At 37.2% G+C, this 17,176-nt stretch carries 17 protein-coding genes; 16 read left to right on the top strand and 1 reads right to left on the bottom strand.

All coding sequences use genetic code 11. The annotated features are described in order from the left end of the window. Window positions 1-95: 95 nt before the first annotated feature. From E2626_RS04160 to E2626_RS04115, 10 genes are all read left to right on the top strand, one after another. Entirely contained in the window at window positions 96-314 is a 219-nt protein-coding gene (locus tag E2626_RS04160; RefSeq protein WP_134379981.1) for a YozE family protein, read from the top strand. 98 nt (window positions 315-412) lie between these two features. Beyond that, complete coding sequence (gene deoD / locus E2626_RS04155) at window positions 413-1,117, top strand: purine-nucleoside phosphorylase (protein ID WP_134379979.1); 705 nt, start codon at window positions 413-415, stop codon at window positions 1,115-1,117. A gap of 160 nt (window positions 1,118-1,277) precedes the next feature. Further along, window positions 1,278-2,771 carry a S41 family peptidase gene (locus tag E2626_RS04150; RefSeq protein WP_134379977.1) on the top strand — a complete coding sequence of 498 codons (1,494 nt, stop codon included), beginning with the start codon at window positions 1,278-1,280 and terminating at the stop codon, window positions 2,769-2,771. A gap of 65 nt (window positions 2,772-2,836) precedes the next feature. Then, window positions 2,837-3,751, top strand: a complete 915-nt coding sequence (locus E2626_RS04145) for a CobW family GTP-binding protein (protein ID WP_134379975.1) — start codon at window positions 2,837-2,839, stop codon at window positions 3,749-3,751. Then, window positions 3,751-4,005, top strand: coding sequence for a hypothetical protein (locus E2626_RS04140; RefSeq protein WP_166786732.1), 255 nt, complete (start codon window positions 3,751-3,753; stop codon window positions 4,003-4,005). The genes E2626_RS04145 and E2626_RS04140 overlap by 1 nt, the downstream gene beginning before the upstream one ends. A gap of 299 nt (window positions 4,006-4,304) precedes the next feature. Beyond that, window positions 4,305-5,123 carry a CAP domain-containing protein gene (locus tag E2626_RS04135; RefSeq protein ID WP_134379971.1) on the top strand — a complete coding sequence of 273 codons (819 nt, stop codon included), beginning with the start codon at window positions 4,305-4,307 and terminating at the stop codon, window positions 5,121-5,123. A 120-nt stretch (window positions 5,124-5,243) separates the two neighbouring features. Then, window positions 5,244-6,746 carry a spore germination protein gene (locus E2626_RS04130; protein WP_134379969.1) on the top strand — a complete coding sequence of 501 codons (1,503 nt, stop codon included), beginning with the start codon at window positions 5,244-5,246 and terminating at the stop codon, window positions 6,744-6,746. Further along, complete coding sequence (locus E2626_RS04125; RefSeq protein ID WP_134379967.1) at window positions 6,733-7,815, top strand: GerAB/ArcD/ProY family transporter; 1,083 nt, start codon at window positions 6,733-6,735, stop codon at window positions 7,813-7,815. The genes E2626_RS04130 and E2626_RS04125 overlap by 14 nt, the downstream gene beginning before the upstream one ends. Beyond that, the gene (locus tag E2626_RS04120; RefSeq protein WP_134379965.1) at window positions 7,812-8,906 is read left to right on the top strand and encodes a Ger(x)C family spore germination protein; all 1,095 of its coding nucleotides are present in this window, start codon (window positions 7,812-7,814) and stop codon (window positions 8,904-8,906) included. Before E2626_RS04125 ends, E2626_RS04120 begins: the two co-directional genes overlap by 4 nt. Before the next feature lie 74 nt (window positions 8,907-8,980). Beyond that, on the top strand, window positions 8,981-9,757 hold the full coding sequence (locus E2626_RS04115) for an SDR family oxidoreductase (protein WP_134379963.1): 777 nt from the start codon (window positions 8,981-8,983) through the stop codon (window positions 9,755-9,757). Between the two features lie 8 nt (window positions 9,758-9,765). On the opposite strand, the gene E2626_RS04110 is transcribed toward E2626_RS04115, so the two are convergent. Next, complete coding sequence (locus E2626_RS04110; RefSeq protein ID WP_134379961.1) at window positions 9,766-11,127, bottom strand: MATE family efflux transporter; 1,362 nt, start codon at window positions 11,125-11,127, stop codon at window positions 9,766-9,768. A gap of 103 nt (window positions 11,128-11,230) precedes the next feature. On the opposite strand from E2626_RS04110, the gene E2626_RS04105 reads away from it, so the two are divergent. The 6 genes from E2626_RS04105 to E2626_RS04080 all read left to right on the top strand — a co-directional run bounded on the left by E2626_RS04105 (window position 11,231) and on the right by E2626_RS04080 (window position 17,148). Further along, window positions 11,231-11,983, top strand: a complete 753-nt coding sequence (locus tag E2626_RS04105; protein ID WP_134379959.1) for a carotenoid biosynthesis protein — start codon at window positions 11,231-11,233, stop codon at window positions 11,981-11,983. Continuing rightward, window positions 11,980-12,684, top strand: coding sequence for a lysophospholipid acyltransferase family protein (locus E2626_RS04100; protein WP_134379957.1), 705 nt, complete (start codon window positions 11,980-11,982; stop codon window positions 12,682-12,684). The genes E2626_RS04105 and E2626_RS04100 overlap by 4 nt, the downstream gene beginning before the upstream one ends. A 29-nt stretch (window positions 12,685-12,713) precedes the next feature. Continuing rightward, window positions 12,714-13,802 (top strand): glycosyltransferase family 2 protein, encoded by a 1,089-nt coding sequence (locus tag E2626_RS04095; RefSeq protein ID WP_134379955.1) that lies wholly within the window; start codon window positions 12,714-12,716, stop codon window positions 13,800-13,802. Further along, window positions 13,799-15,271 (top strand): phytoene desaturase family protein, encoded by a 1,473-nt coding sequence (locus tag E2626_RS04090; RefSeq protein ID WP_134379953.1) that lies wholly within the window; start codon window positions 13,799-13,801, stop codon window positions 15,269-15,271. The genes E2626_RS04095 and E2626_RS04090 overlap by 4 nt, the downstream gene beginning before the upstream one ends. A 53-nt stretch (window positions 15,272-15,324) precedes the next feature. Beyond that, the gene (locus E2626_RS04085) at window positions 15,325-16,401 is read left to right on the top strand and encodes an undecaprenyldiphospho-muramoylpentapeptide beta-N-acetylglucosaminyltransferase (protein ID WP_134379951.1); all 1,077 of its coding nucleotides are present in this window, start codon (window positions 15,325-15,327) and stop codon (window positions 16,399-16,401) included. Between the two features lie 99 nt (window positions 16,402-16,500). Next, window positions 16,501-17,148: an SDR family oxidoreductase gene (locus E2626_RS04080; RefSeq protein WP_134379949.1), complete on the top strand. Its 648-nt coding sequence runs from the start codon at window positions 16,501-16,503 to the stop codon at window positions 17,146-17,148. Window positions 17,149-17,176: the final 28 nt, after the last annotated feature.

The raw sequence follows: 17,176 nt of genomic DNA, 5'->3' as shown, positions 1-17,176 counted from the left end.
TGGCGGGATCATACTTGTTTCGACTTAACCATACATGTTAAATACCGATTAATAGAATAGACTAGCAGATTCCATGACGAATAGGAGGGAGATAGGTGAGAACGTTTTATCATTTTGTATTAAAATACAGAGAACCTGCACCAAGAAATAACAAAGAAACATTGGCAAATAAAATATACGAAGATAACAGTTTTCCGAGAAGATCAAGCGATTACAACGAAATTAGTCAGTACATCGAAACGACAGATGATTATTTTTCCCTGGCTGTGGTCTTTGATGATTTGTGGGAAGAATATCGAACAGTTATTAAGTAGAAAAAAACTTAGTAGCAACTCCGAATCATAATAAAAAGTTGAAATGTAGAATAAAAAAGGCTACAATAAGGCTTCATAAAGGATAGGGAGGAAATAACATGAGTATTCATATTGGTGCAAAAAAAGGCGATATCGCTGAAACTGTATTATTACCTGGTGACCCATTAAGAGCCAAATATATAGCAGAAACTTTTCTTGAGGACGTAACATGCTATAACGAAGTGAGAAATATGTTCGGTTACACAGGTACATATAAGGGACATAAAATTTCAGTACAAGGTACTGGAATGGGTGTACCTTCAATTTCGATCTATGCAAATGAGCTGATTGAAGAGTATGGAGTTAAAAACCTGATTCGTGTAGGTACTTGTGGCGCTATTCAAAAGGATGTTAAAGTACGTGACGTCATTCTTGCAATGACTGCTTCAACTGACAACAATATGAATCAAAGAACGTTTAAAGGTGTTGATTATGCACCAGCAGCTGATTTTGGTTTACTAAAAAATGCTTTTGATGCAGGTTCTGAAAAAGGCCTTAATCTTAAAGTGGGTAACGTATTTACTGCTGATATTTTTTATGATGATAACGCAGAACATGAAAAATGGGCACAATACGGTATTTTAGCAATTGAAATGGAAACATCAGCTCTTTATACGCTTGCTGCTAAGCACAATAGAAAAGCACTTTCGGTACTTACTGTAAGTGATCACATCCTGACTGGTGAAGCTACATCTTCTGAAGAACGTCAGGTAACGTTTAACGATATGATTGTTGTTGCATTAGACGCTGCAATCGCAGAATAAACTTTTACCGGCTGTGCAATGGCGCAGCCGGTTTTATTTCCCTATTCAAAATACAAGGAATCTAATTTCGACATATTTTTGAAAGTTTATATTTTGCTTTTACTGAATACATAAAGCTGTTAAGATAAAATAGGCGGTTTGATCAGAAAGTGGTGAAAAAATGGATAACGAGCATCAAGATGTAACGAAAGAAGAAGCAAAAGAAACATTGTCTAACTATGTAAACATAAAAAAATTTCATTTCGTGATGCTGCTATTCTTCACTGTCTTAGCAACTGCAGGAATCTCTATTTTTGCATTATCATTTGGGGATGAAAAAGCAGTTACGGTAGGAGTGCAGGAACGAACTGAATTTAATAAACTTTATGAAGCATATGATTCGATTCAGGAAGATTACTTCCTTGAGTTTAATGAAGACGACCTGATTAATGGTGCCATTAATGGGATGGTAGATTCACTTGGCGACCCATATTCAGATTATATGAATCAGGAAGAAACAGCTCAATTTAATGAGAATATTACTTCAAGTTTTCAAGGAATCGGGGCAGAGATTCAATCAATGAATGAACTCATAACGATTGTTTCGCCAATTAAAGGATCCCCGGCAGAAAGAGCTGGTGTATTACCTAATGATAAGATTCTTGCTGTTGACGGAGAAAGTATTCAGGGTATGAGCGCCTCTGAAGCAGTCATGCTGATCAGGGGAGAAAAAGGTACTGAGGTTACTCTGACGATTCAGCGTCCTGGCGTTCAGGAAACAATTGACCTGACAATTACCAGAGACGATATTCCATTAGAAACTGTTTATTATGAAATTGACGATCAAAATGTCGCAACAGTTCAATTGACAAGTTTTTCAGAAACGTCTTTTGATGAGCTGACTGAAGCACTGCAGGACTTAGAATCACAGGGTATGGAAGCACTTGTTTTAGATCTCAGACAAAACCCGGGTGGACTGTTACCTCAGGCGATTTCTGTAGCTAATCTATTTGTGCCCGCAGGTGAGACAATTGTTCAAATAGAAGAAAAGAATGGCGAAAAGCAGGTGATTGCTGCACAGGAAGGCGATAAAGTAGAAGTGCCAACTGCAGTAATCATTGATGAAGGAAGTGCAAGTGCTTCAGAAATTGTAGCAGCCGCGGTAAATGAAACAGCAGACATTCCTTTATTCGGTAAAAATACTTTCGGTAAAGGTACCGTTCAGACTGCAGAAGATTTTACGGATTCTTCTAATATGAAAATTACAACAGCACGTTGGTTAACTCCAAATGATAATTGGGTTCATGAAGATGGTGTTGCTCCGACCACTGAAGTGGACATGCCGGATTATGCAAGCTTACCTTATTTAAATATCGATACAGCGCTGGAAGAATCAATGCTTTCAGAAGAAGTGAAAACTGCAGAACAGATGTTAAAAGCGCTTGGATTAAATCCCGGTAACATTGATGGATTATTCGACGAAGATACAGTCAACGCAGTTGAGACGTATCAGGAAGAGAATGAGCTGGAAGTAACCGGTATAATTAATGCTGAAACATCTTCTTCTATCATGCTTAGCTTACGCGAGCAATTGGAAGAGGAAGATCCTCAGGTTAACAGTGCAATCGAGTATTTGATTGAAGAAGCGAATATCCAAACAGATGAAGCTTCCTAAAAAGTAAGTGAAAAACTTTAAAAACCTGGCCATCAATGGCCAGGTTTTTTTGAAGGGATGATTAGATGAACAAAAAAATTCCAGTATACTTATTATCAGGTTTTCTAGGCAGCGGAAAAACAACTTTATTAAAAAGATTGATTCAATTTGAAAAAGAGGAAGGCAGGACACCTGCAGTATTGATGAATGAAGCCGGAAAAGTCTCGATCGACTCTGAAGAAATGGATAAAGATATCCCTTTAGCAGAGCTTTTAGATGGCTGTATTTGCTGTACCATTCAGGACAAATTAGAAAGTCAGCTGCAGCAGCTTTTATTCAATGGTGGCTTTGACACACTGATAATCGAAACGACAGGCGTTGCTCATCCCGTAGAAGTAGTTGATTCAGTTTTATCTCCATTGTTTGCCGATAAATTTGATTTTAAAGGCATTATAACGACTGTTGATGCGCTTCAATGGGAAAAAAGAGACCAGCTCTCTATTCAGGCTTTACAGCTCTTAAGAGAACAGATTAAATTCGCAGGTCTGATTCTATTAAATAAGACAGATTTAATTTCAGAGAATAGAATTCCATATATATTAAATGAAATTCAATCGATCAGTTCCTCAAAAATTTTATTGACCCAGCAGGCAAAAATAGATCAGGAGACTCTTAAACAGCTGACTATTAAGGATCAAAGCGGTGCCTCTAAAGTCAGGGTTAACCAGGAACTTGATTTATCAGTAGTCGTTTATACATTCTCAAATAAAATTGATCGGGCAGCTTTTGAAGAGTGGATGAGAGATCAATCTTCTTATGTTTACCGGATGAAGGGTTTTATTCCTTTCAAAGATGAGTATTATCCGACATTGGTCCAGTATTCATATGGAATGCCACTGTTTTTTGAACAGGATATCAAAATGACACCAAATTTTGTTGTTATTGGAGAAAATTTAGATAAAGTTCAAATAGAAAATGGTTTAAGGGCACTAGAAAATTGATGAATAAGCTTTCATTGTTCACTCTGTATTCTTCTCTTTGGTCAAATAGGACGTTTAAAACATTTGAACATATGGAAAAGACCATTATCAGTGAGTGGAACGATGAGAACACTCATCCGCGTGTGAGAAGGAGGCCTGAAGAAAAATATCAAATTACTATTCAGCTGATCAGGCAATCTGATCTTAATGAAGAAGAACAATATGTACTGATTGATTATTTGGACATGCTTTTTCAACAGAATTTTAACAATTGAAAAGAATACGTCATAAACGTTAAATAAACGTAGATCAATGATCTTGTCAATCATATTATATATGTAATGATTTCCGCTAATACGGCCTGGATAGCAATCTTACCATAAGATGCTAATCAGGCTGTTTTTTTAAAAACCTTTACTTCACAAGGTTTTATCTGAAAACAATAGAATATGGATTTGATAATTTGGAAGATTCTTCTTTTAACACTAGACTTCCATTTGCTTCCGTAATTGTTACAGCTGATCTGATGGTAAGATGATTGTGTCGAGAGACAAAACATTTTTGGAGGGATATTATGTTTGGTAAAGTATTAGTATCAGCAGCAATTATTTTCTCACTGTTTCAGGTTCCAGCAGGAACTGCCAGTGCACATTGGGAAAAATTCTCTTATTATGACTTCTTTGAGGATTTTATGAAGCAGCATAATATAAAAGTGCAAGATCAAAAGATTTATATATACCATAATGGGGAAGTATTGAAGCAGGAAGAAGCCGCACCGGTTGAAACTTCACCCGAAGTAACACCTAAAGAGTCAGATGACAGTGTAAAGGTACCTGAAAAAGAGAGCACACCAGCTGAAGCACCAGAAGCGGAAGAAGTGACTCCAGTTGAACCTTCACCTGAAGCAACAACTCCAGACAGTGAGGAAGTAAATGTTCCAGAACAAACAGAAGAAGAGAATACACAAGCTGACACAGCAGTCGAAGAAACTGGCACACCTGCTGTTCAACAGGAGCTTGGCAATTTTGAAGCACAAGTAGTTGAATTAACGAACCAGGAAAGAAGTAAATATGGTTTGCCTGCGCTAAAAGCGGATGTTGACCTGTCTGCGGTAGCGGAAGAAAAGTCTGCCGATATGGCAAGAAATCAATATTTCTCACACACAAGCCCGACGTATGGTTCTCCATTTGATATGATGAAATCATACGGTATTGACTACCGTTCTGCAGGAGAAAATATTGCAATGGGTCAGCGAACGCCTGAACAGGTCGTACAAGCATGGATGGATAGCGAAGGTCACAGACAAAACATTTTAAGCACATCATATACACATATTGGTGTTGGACATGTTGAAAACGGTAACTACTGGACTCAGATGTTTATCGGTAAATAAGTCGAATTTCACCATAGGTAATGACAATATATTACTCCAAACAAAAAACTCTCCATTTTTGGAGAGTTTTTTGTTTAATTTTTTCAGCTATAGACATACTAGCTTCAAGGATGTGTCTATATGAAAAAAGATCAAAAAAGGTTCAAAAAACTACAGAATATTAACCAATGTAAATCTTTTAATGAACTAATAGAACAAATCGATTTCAGTTCAGGTAATTCTGATGATTTAACGACAATCGTTTTAGATTATCTGGATAAACAGACCGTTCTGCTCTATTATGAATCACTTGTAGATACGAATAAACAGAGTAATCTACTTGAATGGATCAGTGAGATGTTCTGGAAAACTGATGAATTTCCGGATACGATTGATGTGAAAATTCAACCATCGGATCTTTCATTTACTGAAGCGATAGAATTCCTTCTAGATGGGGAAACTCTGTTGATATCCGATGATTCCGGGATATGGAATATAACCAGTATAAAATCGTTAAAAGTTTTTCAGCGTTCAATCCAGGAACCTAAAAATGAACAAATAGTAAGAGGGTCCCACACAGGGTTTAATGAAAATTTAATTGTTAATTTAAATCTGGTCAGAAGCAGACTAAAAAGTCCTCATCTGATCATAAAGTATTTTTCAATTGGTTCTCATTCTCATAGAAAGACCGCATTGATATATTTAAACGATCTTGCAGATCCTATGCTTGTTGAGGAATTTACGATGAGACTTAATGCAGTAGATGTAGATCTTGCATTTAGTGTTGGTTATATAGAAGAGTTCATTGAAGACAGCAACTACTCTCCGTTTCCACAGTTTTTGAATACAGAAAAACCGGAACGTACAGCTGCTAACTTAATGGAAGGAAGAATTGCCTTCATGATGGATGGTTCACCTACCTGTCTAATTGCTCCTGTTAATTTTTTTACTTTCTATCAGTCTCCAGATGATTATAACGGGCGATTTCTTGTAGGAACCTTTTATCGATTGTTAAGGATAGCCAGCTTTTTAATTGCATTATTACTACCGGCAATTTATATTGCTACAATCAGTTTTCACTTTGAAATAATACCTGAGGATCTCACCTTACCTGCAAAAAGAGCTGTACAAGACATCCCGTATCCACCACTGTTTGAGGCCTTAATACTGGAACTGACAATTGAATTAATACGGGAAGCAGGAATCAGGCTGCCAAATCCAATCGGACAGACCATAGGCATCGTTGGAGGTCTTGTAATCGGAGATGCGGTAGTCAATGCTGGGTTTATTTCAAACCTGATGGTCATTGTCGTTGCATTAACAGCTATTTCTTCTTTTGTAGTACCTTCTGTAGAAATGAATACTGCAGTCAGAATATTAAGATTTCCATTTATGATATTAGCATCATTGTTTGGGTTTACAGGAGTTGCAGCAGGGATAATCATACTCATCGTACATCTGATTAAGCTGGAATCTCTTACAACTCCTTATTTATCGCCAATCGCCCCTTTTCACGTGTCGGGTATTAAGGATACATTTATCCGGCTTCCCGGATCAAAACTGGATACAAGATCTGCAGATGCGCATCCATTAAATCGCAAGAGATTTGGAAGAAACCGGTGGTGGAAGCATGCAAAAAAATAAAATAACGGGATGGCAATTGTGTTTCTTAACATTACAAACCCAATTAGGGATTTCTGCTTTATCCATGCCAACCGACATCGCTGCTGAAGCCGGACAGGATGCCTGGATTTCAATGATACTTGGCGGATTGACTGTACAAGGAATCATTATCATTTATATATGGCTTATAATGAGATGCAAAACCGTTTCTTACTTTGATTTTTTATCGATGGTATATGGGAAATTTCTCGGAAAAATGCTCCTGTTATTCACAATTCTTTATTTGATATTTATGCTCTTAATGGTTATTTCATCGTTTCAGCAATTGATTACAGACTGGATTAATATTTTCACGCCGACATGGATGATCTTATTGTTATTACTCATTCCATCACTGTATTTGGCGATAGACAATATCACACTGATTGCCAGGTTTTCAATGCTGATCTCTTTTTTTATTCCAGTGTTATTGATTGTTATCCTTTTCGTATATGCAGCGCCTCAGTTTCTATATTTACTACCAGTGGGGTCAGAAGGATATAAAGCGATAATTAAAGGTGTTGTTCCAGCAGTAGCTGCATTATCAGGATTTGAAATGATATTGTTTTTCTCGCATTATATTAAAGAAAATAAAAGATCAGAGTTAAAAAAAGGATTGATTGGTTCCGGTATCGTTACATTCATTTACATTTACCTGATCATATCAGTTCAAGTGTTTTTTTATATTGATGAATTAAAAATTGTTCCTTACCCGGTTCTTTATATCATGAAAGCATTGAGCCTCATGATTATAGACAGAGTCGATATTTTATTTCTGACCTTCTGGATTATTATATCAACTGCAGTGTGTATAAATTACCTATTTGTAACGGGAACAGGTGTTCAATCGCTGTTGAATTTAAAAACCCATAAATACGCTGTAGTGGCGATCACTTTTATTGTTTTTGTCATTTCAATTTTTATAGAATCTAAAGTGGAAATCAATATGATCCAAAATCAATTATTTTCTATGCTCTTGGTTTTTGCGGTTTTAATACCAACACTTACACTTATGGTCAGTTTTTTGAGAAAGAAGGTAGGAGATAGTTGAAAAGATGCGTGTTTCTATTAGGATGTATTTTTCTGCTGACTGGTTGCTGGGATCAGAATTTACTTAAAGATGTACAACTAATTTATACAGTTGGCTATGATGTATTGGAAGACGGATCAGAACAGACTACTACAGTAGCGCCACCTGTTGACGAGACGTCTGAAGAAGTAAATATTATAACAACAAATAATCATACTGTCCGGGATAGCAGATATCATGTGGATACAGTCGTGGCAGAGCATGTAGATTTTTCGAAGCTCCAGGTTGTAATATTAGGAAAAGATTTAGCGGCAGATGACATTTATCCATATATAGATGTTATTTTCAGAGATCCAAAGCATCATCTCAATGCAAGAGTAGCAATGACAGATACATCTGCAAAAGAATTACTGAATTATCCTGTTGAGTCTCAAAAAAACAAGTCTGAATATTATGCTGGACTGCTGGTGAGCTCAGAAATTATTGATGTTATTCCCAAGATGACTTTACAGAATGCATGTACAATATTGTTTGATCCAGGTATAGATTTATTTATGCCGATGCTGATTTACAGAGAAGAATTAAAAAGGGTAGAGGCAGTGGGTACATCACTTTTCAGTAAAGATAAATATACCGGGGTTTATATGGACCAGGAACAAACCACTTTGTTCAATGTATTGAGAAATAAAACTGACAGAATCGTGCGTCTGACTAAAAGATATACAGATGATCAAAAGCCTGAAGTCTCCAATTGGATGACCCTTGAATTCAAAAATACGAAGAGTAACCTAAAGCTGAAGCAAAACCCATTCAGTCTTTCTGTAGAAATAAAGATGAATGGAGCAGTTGCAGAGTACGGGCCTGATCATCTCGTCGGAACAAAAAAATTAGAATCTATTGAAGCATGGTGGGAAAAAACAATAAAAGAAGATACAGAAGCTCTATTTGTATTGCTGCAGGAAAATAAATCAGATGTTTTGGGACTCGGTAGAATGACGGCTGCACTAATGCCTGAAGAGTGGGAGGAAAAAGAATGGCATCAAAAATTCTCAGAACTGCCCGTCCAGGTCGAAGTTGACGTTTCTTTATCCAGTACTGGTATTATCGATTGAACGTGTTAATAGTTGCTTTCCCTTTTCTTTTGCTCTTACAATGATGATAAGAATCTTGTGTGGAGTTGAAGCCAATGGAGAAAACAGTATTAATTACAGGTGGGTCTAAAGGGATCGGAAAATATACAGCCAAGCATTTGGCTTCAAAAGGGTACAGAATTATTATTAATTACAGATCCGATACAGATCAGGCAGAAAAATTCGCAGAAATTTTAAGCACAATCAGTAAACAGGACTGTGTAGCAATTCAATCAGATATTGCCTCTAAAGAAGGAAGTCTTTTATTAATCCAAAAAATCAAAGAAAGACAAATTGAAAAAATCGATATTTTGATTCACAATGCAGGTCCATATATACCTGAGAGAAAGAAAATGACAGATTATTCTTTTGAAGAATGGGATCATATGATCAATGGAAATTTAAACGCTGTATTTTATCTTTCAAAATACATTGTTCCTATGATGCGCGAAAATCAGTGGGGAAGAATTATTACTTATGGCTATGACAGAGTAGACAGTGCGTCCGGATGGATGTATCGATCAGCATTTGCATCTGCAAAAAGCGGTCTGGCTTCATTTACAAAAACGATCTCATTAGAAGAGGCAGAAAATGGCATTACAGCTAACATGGTTTGTCCTGGTGATATTGAAGGATCATGGAAAGAACTGAGCATTAGTGATGCAACTGGATCGGATGACCATGAAAATCCTGTTGGCAGACCGGGAACCGGTGAGGATATTGCAAGAGTCATTTCATTTTTAATTGAAGAAAATTCAGGATTTATGACTGGAGCGATCATTCCGGTTACAGGAGGAAAAGATGTATTAGGAAAAATTTTTCGACAGCAATAAGCTCCCGGTTATAAACCGGGAGCTGTGTTCATTTTTTTGCGCTGAATAATCGTCATTCGAATCGTTAATGTGATTGCACCTGCTGTAAGGCCTGCAATTAACCCAATCCAATAGCCAAAGTAAGTCCACTCTGTATAATTTGCTAGCAGGTAACCAACAGGAAGTCCGATGACCCAATAAGAGATCATGGTCATAATCAGTGTGATATTAACATCTTTATACCCTCTTAATACGCCTTGAACCGGTGCCTGGATGGCGTCAGATAATTGAAATAGTACGGCAAATATTAAAAACTGCGCTGTCAGGTTAATGACTTCCTGATCCGTGACATATATACTTGCAACAGAGTCTTTAAATACATAAGTTAAGATACCACCTGAAGCAGCAATTAATACTGCTACAGTTACACCCAAATAGCTGTATGTTCTGGCATCTTTCATTCTTCCTGCACCAGCTTCAAAGCCTACTACAATTGTTAACGCCATTGAAATACTGAGAGGGATCATGTAAAGAAATGATGAGAAATTCAAAGCAGCCTGATGTGCAGCTATAACTTCAGTTGAATAAACACTCATGAGTAGCGTTACTGCAGAAAAAATACTCGTTTCAAAGAAAATGGCAAAGCCGATCGGAATCCCGATTAACAGGATTTCCTTCCATTTTGAGTAGTCAAATCTGGATTTTTCGCTAAATACCTGATATTTATTAAATGGCCGGTTTCGATGAACGATCACAATTGAAATTGCACAAATCAACCAGTATGTAATGGCTGATGCGATCCCTGCACCAACCCCTCCTAAAGCTGGCAGGCCAAGCTTTCCAAATATTAATATATAATTAAAAACGACATTGATTGGCAGTGACATTAGCGTTACATACATGGTGACACGCGTAAATCCGAGTGCATCTATAAACGATCTTAAAACATTGTAAACAAAAAGCGGAACGATCCCAACGGATAATGCTGCAAGATATAGTCCCGCAACTCTCCTAACTTCGCTATCAATATTCATAAATGAGAGAATGGGACCTACCAGGAAGATGCCGATGATTAAAATAATGACCGCCATAATGACTGCCAAATACACGCCTTGAATCACTGTGTTTTTAACATATTTTTCTTTTTTAGCACCAATGAGTTGCGCAACAATTGGGGTCACTGCGAGCAGAATGCCTGATAAACCTGTGAATACAGGCATCCATAGAGACGAACCTATTGCAACGCCTGCCAGGTCTGCAGTTGAATATTGCCCCGACATAATCGTGTCGAAGAAATTCATTGCGAACAAGCCTAGTTGAGTGACCAGAATTGGAATCAGTATGATTGAAAATTGTTTAAGTTTTTGTTTGAGACTATAAGTTTGCTCCATAAAGACCCAGCTCTCTTTCTACTTCACTTTAAATTAACTATTAGTGACTAGCTCAGAGAATTATAACATAACTATTTATATAACAGTTTCGGAAGGTGATGTCATGAATCGTGTATGGAAAATATTTTTACTCTGGTACGCAATCGGAGTCATTTTAGTTGCTTTCGACTTGTTGCCTCCATTTTTAGAATGGGCGAATGCAGTGTTTTTATATCTTGCTGGAATTCTGGCTATTTATTATTCAACAAAAGTAATGGGGACAGTCAGAGGACTGACAATAAGTGCTTTAATCATGGCATTTACAATGTGGGCTGAGTCACTTGGAGTTAAGTATGGGATTGTGTTTGGAGCTTATCATTATGAGCAGGACTTCGGAATTCAGGTTTTTGGTGTTCCTCTTACGATCGGGTTCGCATGGGTAATGGTCATATTTACTTCACTCAGCTTAATGATCAGGCTTCTTGGCAAACCTAAAAGTCTGATGAAAGCATTATTTTTTGCTTTTATGACGTCGCTTCTGGCTGTATGTATGGATTTGATCATAGACCCTGTTGCTTATCAGGCGAAACAGTATTGGGTGTGGGATGATACAGGGCCATATTATGATATTCCAACTCAGAATTTTATCGCGTGGTTTTATGTTTCTTTCATAATACAATTTATTGTTTATTTTCTGGCTGTTGATAAATCGGACGAGCTTTGGACAAAAAGGACAAAGTGGCTTTATTTTATGATGATCATCATGTTTGTGATTACAGCACTCGCTTACCAGCTGTTCTTAGCAGTGATTTCAACGGCGCTCGGATTACTGGTAACCTATCTTGTTTATTTATTTTTCATCAGGAGGATCCGATGAACAACAAATCTAATAAAACAGAACTGCTACTCGGAAACTATTTGACCTGGCAATTAAAAAAACATTTTTATAGAGTGTATATGAAAGATCATCAAAAAAGGTCGACAGCTGCTAAGCTTTATATTATGAACCACTCCAGCTGGTGGGATGGACTAATTGTATTTTATTTAAACAGATATTATTTAAAAGAAGATGCGTATGCGATGATGAGTAAAGATGGGATTGAGAAGTTCTCATTTTTTTCAAGGATCGGGGCATTTGCGGTTGATCCTGATTCACCGAAATCTTTAATTAAAAGTCTGCAGTTTGCTGATCAGAAATTAAAACAGGAGAAATCCATCTGGATATTTCCTCAGGGAAAAGAAGAGCATTTGGAAAAACGCCCTATTTCTTTTATGAATGGTCCTGCCTATCTTTTAGATAAAAATCAGCATGTGGAAATTATTCCGGTCGCTGCATATTATACTTTTCGTCATGATCAGCGCCCGGAGTTATTTATTTCAATTGGAAGCTCTATAGATCCGAATGAGTTAAAAGGGATGGACAGAAACGAGAAAAGTCACTATATGCGTTCTTGCTTAGAAGAATCTATTAATGAAGTTAAAAAAGATGTGATTAATGAAGAAATTGACCATTATAATATTTTCATGAAAGGTTTTAAAACCTCCAGTGAGTGGTTTGAAGTATTGAAAAGAAAATAAAGGCGGTCATCTGCAGGAAGGTTGAAAACATGATTGTACTCATACTTATATTAACGTTTTTTCTATTTATGACCATCATTAATATTTTTACCATGCCTCGTTTAAACCGACATTTAAATGATCATTCAACTAAAATATCTTTTTTGTTACCGATGAGAAATGAAGAGACAAATGCTGAAGAGGTCATAAAGTCTATACTGGCCTCTTCACACACGAATAAAGAGATCATTGTATTGAATGATCAATCAGAGGACGAGACTGCGAAGATACTTGCAAAATTCGATGATCAAATCAAAGTGATAGAAGGAAAGCCTCTTCCGGAAGACTGGGTCGGAAAAGTTTTTGCATGTCATCAGCTGAGTGAAGAAGCTTCAGGTGATTATTTCTGCTTTATTGATGCAGATGTAAGATTGCATCCCAATGCGATTTCACAGGCACTAAATATATTGAACAAGAGGGGTGCATCGCTTATTACTGGTTTTCCTCAATTTCCGACTAACTCTTTATTAGCTAAGCTGCTTGTTCCTCTGCAACATTTTTTTGTGTTCTTTCATCTGCCCAACATAGTCGCCAATCATACAAAAATACCTGCTTTTACAGCCGCGCATGGTGCATTCATGTTATTTGAAAAAGAAGCATATTTAAATTCAGGTGGTCATAAAGCTGTCAAGAATTCACTTGTAGAAGATATTCATATAACGAGGACACTAAAAAAAAATGGCTATAGATGCATTTTGAGTAACATTTCAAATGGTGTTACGTGTGATATGTATGATACGAATAAAGAAGTATGGGAGGGTTTTTCAAAAAACATTTTCACTGGACTTGGCCGATCATTAATGGCTTCAATCGCTGTCTCTTTGTTTTATCTGTGCTTTTATTTCTTGCCACTGCCACTTGCAATCATCGGTCTCATTAATGGGGATTGGATATGGATATTGCCTCTTCTAATTATATTCTTACAAACTTTTCTGATCGATTCAGCAACCGGGCAATCTAAGGTCCATTTTATATATATGCCTGTATCTGCAATTGCTTTAGTCATCCTGCTCATATCATCAATCATTAAGAGCATAAATGGAAGCGGATATACGTGGAAGGGGAGAATCTACCGTTGAAAAACATTTGTATAATAGGGGCCGGTCTGGGTGGACTGGCATGTGCGATCAGACTTCAATCCAGTGGATTTAATGTAACGTTGATCGAAAAGAATCAGCATCCTGGTGGTAAAATGATGCCCGTCAAGCTTGGTGAATACCGTTTTGATTTTGGCCCCAATACAATCACGATGCCATGGGTTTTTGAGGATGCGTTGAAGAATACCGGCTTTGATTTAAAAGATTACTTGACTTTTATCAGACTGGAAAGACATACAAAAAATATATTTCCGGATGGAACTGAGTTTATCCAGTCGGTTCATCCTGATGAAGTGATAAAGCAACTTAAGACGCTTGATCCCTATGCGGCTTTGCATTACTGGGATTACCTGAAAGAGATTGAAAGGCTCTACAAGCTCTCAGAGAAAGCTTTTTTTCCTAAAGCGATTACCTCTCTATCTGACTTTCTCGATCCAGCGATGGCAAATGCATTTATGAGAGTCAGACCCTTTGAAAAAATGTGGCGATTTAATCAAAAATACTTTTCAAACTCAAACATACAGAATGTCTTTAATCGCTATGCTACATATATCGGTTCATCACCATATCAGAGTCCTGCTACTTTCTCTATGATCGGCTACCTGGAAATGGTATCAGGTGTTTTTACCGTAAAAGGAGGAAATACGAAAATCGCTGAAGCATTTGAAGATGTATTTAAACGTCTCGGCGGTAACATTTCTTATAATGAAGAGGTAATGGAGATATTAATAAAAAATAACAAAGCATATGCGCTTCAAACTCAAAATGGTAAAATGCATCACTTTGATCAGGTTGTCGTAAATGGGGATTATGTCACTTCAACTAAGAATCTCATTAAAGAAAGTGACAGACCCGGACTTTCAAATCAAAAACTTGATCACTTTGAGCCATCGATTTCTGCATTTGTCATACTGGTGGGTCTCAAAACATTTCAGGATAATATTCACCATCACCAGGTTTATTTCCCTGTGGATTATCGCAAAGAATTTGAAGATATATTTGTTCATAAAAAAATGCCTGAGGATCCTACAATTTATATTAGCCATAGCGCATATACAGATAAGAACATTTCAAAAGGAAGTAATTTATTTATTCTGGTAAATGCGCCAGCTAATCACATTGAAAACGTTGACTCATATAAAGAGAAGATTTACCGTACACTTGAAGCAAAAGGAATTCCAATTACTGAGCAGTTGGAAGCTGAAAAAGTTTTTACACCAGACTCATTAAAACACCTCTTTCACGCATACAAGGGATCAATTTACGGCATTTCATCAAATTCGATGAAAGATGCTTTTTTGAGACCGGGAAATAAAAGTACAATCATAAACAACCTATATTATACTGGCGGTTCTACTCATCCTGGCGGGGGGTCACCAATGGTTGTAATGAGTGGGCTGAATGTAGCAGATTCTATTATTAAAGCCGGAACCTCTTTTCGTTCTGAGTGATTCAGGTATAATAGAAAAAGTAACAAATTTTCAGATTGGAGTAACATAATAAAATGAAGAAAATATTATTTACCGGTGGAGGTTCAGCTGGACACGTTTCAGTGAATACTGCACTCATTCCGGAATTTTTAAAAAACAATTGGCAGGTATCCTACATTGGTTCACATGATGGGATAGAAAAAGATATTATTACTAAAAAATTCTCTGAAGTTCCTTACTACAGTATAGCCAGCGGAAAACTCAGAAGATACTTTTCGGTTAAAAATTTTACAGATCCTTTCAGAGTGTTGATAGGGACTTTACAGGCGTACTTGAAGATTAAAAAAATCAAGCCTGATGTGATTTTTTCTAAAGGTGGTTTTGTATCAGTACCGGTTTTACTGGCAGCGAAAATGGCGCGGGTGCCAGTAGCGATTCATGAATCAGATGTAACACCGGGACTTGCTAATAAGCTGGCCATGCCATTTGCAACGAGAATCTACACGACCTTCAAAGAGACGCTTCAGTATGTGCCGGAAGAAAAATCAGCATGTGCAGGTGCGATTATCCGCGAGGAACTTTTTCAGGGAACAAGAGACAAAGGAATTGCTTTTTCAGGTCTGGATCAGACAAAGCCAATTATTTTAGTGATGGGAGGAAGTCTGGGGGCTAAAGGAATAAATACGACTGTACGTAATGCACTTGATGAATTAACCGGGCATTACTCTGTCATTCATTTATGCGGAAAAGGAAATGTGGTTGAAAACCATAATCCTGATTACATACAATATGAATTTGTTTCAAATGAGCTTCCGGATTTGATCGCGGCATCAGACTTAGTTATCTCCCGTGCAGGTTCAAATTCTATTTTTGAATTTCTTGCATTAAAAAAACCTATGATTCTCATCCCGCTTTCCAGAGAAGCCAGCCGGGGTGATCAGATTCTTAACGCCAATTCATTCGTACAGCAAGGTTTTGCTTTGAAGCTTGAAGAAGAAAATTTAACAACAGAAAGCCTGTTGACTACTGTAAGACAACTAAGAGATCAGCAGTGGGAGATGATTGAAAAAATGGAGGCAGCACCTCCGTCATATACAATTACTCAGATGGCAGAGGAAATTTCTCAGCTTGCTAAAAACAACGGACGTTAATTAGTCCGTTGTTTTTCAATTATCCTATTATTTTCGACTCGTTTATCCGGTTTCAGAAAGGGAAAAGGATAGCATTAAGAAAATCGGAGGAGATTTTAAATGGATGTTTTAGTAATTGGAGCAAATGGAACAACTGGAAGACTGACAATTGATAAATTGGCGAGAAAAAATAAGTACTACGCAAGGGGAATGGTTAGAAAAGAATCACAATTTGAAGAAATTGAAAAATTGGGTGGGCTCCCGGTACATGGAGATCTGGAAGATGACTTTACAAATGCTTATGATGAAGTAGATGCTGTCATTTTTGCAGCCGGATCGGGTGGGCACACAGGACCTGATCAAACAAAAGCAATTGATGAAATAGGCGCAATAAAGGCGATTGATCTAGCAGTCGAAAAAGGAATAAAGAAGTTTGTTATGTTAAGCGCAATCGGTGCAGGAGATCTATCTTCAATGGATATCGGCGATGACATGAAAGCTTATTATGAAGCAAAACATGCTGCAGACAAGCATCTTGAAAAGAGTGGATTGAATTATTCAATCATCAGACCAGGTCTTTTAACGAATGAACAGGAGACCGGGAAAATTAGAGCAGCTGAAATGCTCGAAAATCGTAATGGTGAAATCACACGTGGTGATGTGGCTGCAGTACTAGTATCCGCGTTGGAACATGAAAACTTGATAAACAAAGCAGTTGAAATATTGAACGACGAAGAAGATATGATTACTGCTCTCAATAGGTCATAAAAAAAATCACCGGGATTAATTCCGGTGA

Source organism: Jeotgalibacillus salarius (assembly GCF_004405125.1).
Lineage (GTDB): Bacteria > Bacillota > Bacilli > Bacillales > Jeotgalibacillaceae > Jeotgalibacillus > Jeotgalibacillus salarius.
Note: the sequence above shows the minus strand (reverse complement) of the source record. Positions and strands in the feature narration are given on the sequence as shown.

Bases quoted from the DNA above. Each gene is read 5' to 3' on its own strand.
- deoD (WP_134379979.1), top strand. From the start codon at position 413: ATGAGTATTCATATTGGTGCAAAAAAAGGCGATATCGCTGAAACTGTA.
- E2626_RS04150 (WP_134379977.1), top strand. From the start codon at position 1,278: ATGGATAACGAGCATCAAGATGTAACGAAAGAAGAAGCAAAAGAAACA.
- E2626_RS04145 (WP_134379975.1), top strand. From the start codon at position 2,837: ATGAACAAAAAAATTCCAGTATACTTATTATCAGGTTTTCTAGGCAGC.
- E2626_RS04140 (WP_166786732.1), top strand. From the start codon at position 3,751: ATGAATAAGCTTTCATTGTTCACTCTGTATTCTTCTCTTTGGTCAAAT.
- E2626_RS04135 (WP_134379971.1), top strand. From the start codon at position 4,305: ATGTTTGGTAAAGTATTAGTATCAGCAGCAATTATTTTCTCACTGTTT.
- E2626_RS04130 (WP_134379969.1), top strand. From the start codon at position 5,244: ATGAAAAAAGATCAAAAAAGGTTCAAAAAACTACAGAATATTAACCAA.
- E2626_RS04125 (WP_134379967.1), top strand. From the start codon at position 6,733: ATGCAAAAAAATAAAATAACGGGATGGCAATTGTGTTTCTTAACATTA.
- E2626_RS04115 (WP_134379963.1), top strand. From the start codon at position 8,981: ATGGAGAAAACAGTATTAATTACAGGTGGGTCTAAAGGGATCGGAAAA.
- E2626_RS04110 (WP_134379961.1), bottom strand. From the start codon at position 11,127: ATGGAGCAAACTTATAGTCTCAAACAAAAACTTAAACAATTTTCAATC.
- E2626_RS04105 (WP_134379959.1), top strand. From the start codon at position 11,231: ATGAATCGTGTATGGAAAATATTTTTACTCTGGTACGCAATCGGAGTC.
- E2626_RS04100 (WP_134379957.1), top strand. From the start codon at position 11,980: ATGAACAACAAATCTAATAAAACAGAACTGCTACTCGGAAACTATTTG.
- E2626_RS04095 (WP_134379955.1), top strand. From the start codon at position 12,714: ATGATTGTACTCATACTTATATTAACGTTTTTTCTATTTATGACCATC.
- E2626_RS04085 (WP_134379951.1), top strand. From the start codon at position 15,325: ATGAAGAAAATATTATTTACCGGTGGAGGTTCAGCTGGACACGTTTCA.
- E2626_RS04080 (WP_134379949.1), top strand. From the start codon at position 16,501: ATGGATGTTTTAGTAATTGGAGCAAATGGAACAACTGGAAGACTGACA.